Below are 2,799 nucleotides of genomic sequence, written 5' to 3' on the forward strand. Positions count from 1 at the left end.
GGGGTTCCGGCTCGAGGATGCCGGGGTCGTGTTCCGGCCGCTGCGCACGCCGGTTCCCGAGCACGTCCACCACCACACCCTCGCGCAGTCGCAGGCCAAGAAGCGGGAATGCGGCCACGGCCCCCTGCAGCACCTAGCGCGCCGCCATCCCCACCGCCTGCGCGAGATGCGCCTCGACGTGCTGTTCGACCTCGGCGGCGAGGCGCCCCGGCCGCGTTGCCGCAGCCGATTCTGGGCGGGCCTGCTCGCCGGCGCCCTGCGCCGAGCGGCGGCCGCCTGGCCGACCGGGCCGCACCACCGCCCCCTAGGCTTCAGCGCCTACGCCCGCCTCATGGACCTGCTTGTCCTGACAGCCTACTGTCAGGGGCTGACAGATCAGGTGTCAGAGCCCCCGGTTCGTGACGACACCTGACAGATGACCGCCATAACGTCAGGTGTCGCCGCCGCTCCGCGACAGCCCTTGGATGGACACCTCCTTAACTTGCATCATGACAACATGATATGAGACGGCCCGCCGGAGGCGCCGTGGCACGCCCCTTGATGGGGATTCCGGCGATGTCCACCATTCACGCTCCGGAAGGAAGGCGATCATGGGCAAGATCATCGGCATCGACCTGGGCACGACCAACAGCGTCGTGAGCGTCATGGAAGGCGGAGAACCCAAGGTCATCCCGAACAAAGAAGGCAACCGCACCACCCCATCGGTGGTCGCGTGGAACAAGACCGGGGAGCGGTTGGTCGGCCTGCTGGCCAAGCGCCAGGCCGTGACCAACCCCGAGAACACGGTCTACTCGATCAAGCGCTTCATGGGGCGCAAGCACGCCGAAGTCGCGTCCGAGATGGGCGAGGTGCCCTACAAGGTCGTCGCCGGCCCCAACGGCGACGCCCGGGTGCGCACCACCGCCGGCGAGTTCGCGCCGCCGGAGATCTCCGCGATCGTGCTGCAGGCCCTGAAGCAGACGGCCGAGGAGTACCTGGGCGAGACCGTGACCGAAGCGGTCATCACCGTGCCCGCCTACTTCAACGACAGCCAGCGCCAGGCCACCAAGGACGCCGGCAAGGTGGCCGGCCTCGAGGTCAAGCGCATCATCAACGAGCCGACGGCGGCCGCCCTGGCCTACGGCCTGGACAAGAAGAAGGAGGAGACGGTCGCCGTCTTCGACCTCGGCGGCGGCACGTTCGACATCTCGATCCTGGAGATCGGCGACGACGTCTTCAGCGTGCTGGCGACCAACGGCGACACGCACCTCGGCGGCGACGACTTCGATCAGGCCGTCGTCGACCACCTGGTGGCGACGTTCCGCAAGGACGAGGGCATCGACCTGAGCAAGGACCCCATGGCCCTGCAGCGCCTCAAGGAGGCCGCCGAGCGCGCCAAGTGCGAGCTGAGCACCTCGGGCCAGACCGAGATCAACCTGCCGTTCATCACGGCCGACCAGAACGGCCCCAAGCACCTGGCCCTGACCCTGACCCGCGCCAAGTTCGAGTCGCTGGTCGACGGCCTGATCGAGCGCACCGTCCAGCCCTGCAAGTCGTGCCTGAAGGACGCCGGGCTGTCCCCGTCGGACATCGACGAGGTCATCCTGGTCGGCGGCTCGTCGCGCATCCCGGCCGTGCAGGCCCGGGTCAAGGAGCTCTTCGGTCGCGAGCCGAACCGCTCGGTCAACCCGGACGAGGTCGTGGCCATGGGCGCCGCGATCCAGGGCGGCGTGCTGGGCGGCGACGACCTCGGCGTCGTGCTGCTGGACGTCACCCCGCTGACCCTCGGCATCGAGACGCTCGGCGGCGTGCGCACCGCGCTCATCGAGCGCAACACCACGATCCCGACCAAGAAGAGCCAGGTCTTCTCGACCGCGGCCGACAGCCAGGACACGGTCGAGATCCACGTGCTGCAGGGAGAGCGCGAGATGGCCGTCGACAACAAGACGATCGGCCGCTTCCAGCTCACCGGCATCCCGGCGGCGCCCCGCGGGATCCCCCAGATCGAGGTGGCCTTCGACATCGACGCCAACGGCATCCTGTCGGTCAGCGCCGTGGACAAGGCGACCGGGAAGCAGCAGTCCATCCGCATCCAGGCCTCCAGCGGCCTGAACGAGAGCGAGATCAAGCGCATGGTCCAGGACGCGGAGTCCCACGTCGGGGAGGACAAGCGCAAGCGCGAGCTGATCGACGCCCGCAACCAGGCCGACGGCGCCTGCCACCAGGTCGGCAAGAGCCTGCAGGAGCTGGAAGACAACATCGACGACGACCTCAAGCAGGAGGTCGAGACGCGGATCAAGGCCGTCCAGGAGACCGTCAAGGGCGACGACGCCGAGGTCATCAAGACGGCCACCGACGCCCTCATGCAGTCGATGCAGAAGCTGGCGGAGAAGGCCTACGAAAAGGCTTCGGCCAAGCAGCAGGACCAGGGCGGCCCCGTCCGGCAGGACGCCCCCGGCGACGATGCCCCGGGCGGCAAGACGGGCAAGAACGATTCGGTCGACGCCGACTACGAAGTCGTGGACGACTAGACTCCCGATGGATGCCCCAACTGACGACCGGGTCGGCAGTTAGCCGACCCGGTCCCATCGGGGGCCAAAAGTGGAGTAAAAAGGGAAGATTAATCTTGACACTAGGAATCCGGGACGCTAGAATCTTCCGGTCGTGATAATGAATTCAAAATTCAGAGTCACGAAAACGGGAACCCGGACTGACGGGAAACGTTCTCTGATCCTTACGAACAGCGGGGGCCGGCTAACGGGCCAGGCCAGGCGGGCGGAGCGAGGAGGACAGCCGTGTACGAGATCGAACTGAGCAGCG

The 2,799-nt window shown here is 67.3% G+C and carries 2 protein-coding genes; both read left to right on the plus strand.

The window, feature by feature from the left end:
- Positions 1 to 412, plus strand: a 412-nt coding sequence (locus tag Q7W29_02935) for a hypothetical protein (protein ID MDO9170764.1), incomplete at its 5' end; no start/stop codon positions are given.
- A gap of 178 nt (positions 413 to 590) precedes the next feature.
- Complete coding sequence (dnaK, locus tag Q7W29_02940; GenBank protein MDO9170765.1) at positions 591 to 2,510, plus strand: molecular chaperone DnaK; 1,920 nt, start codon at positions 591 to 593, stop codon at positions 2,508 to 2,510.
- Positions 2,511 to 2,799 lie beyond the last annotated feature (289 nt).

The sequence above is a fragment of the bacterium genome (assembly GCA_030654305.1).
Lineage (GTDB): Bacteria > Krumholzibacteriota > Krumholzibacteriia > LZORAL124-64-63 > LZORAL124-64-63 > PNOJ01.

What these genes read in the sequence shown, in the direction of transcription:
- dnaK (MDO9170765.1), top strand. Translation starts at nt 591, where the DNA reads ATGGGCAAGATCATCGGCATCGACCTGGGCACGACCAACAGCGTCGTG.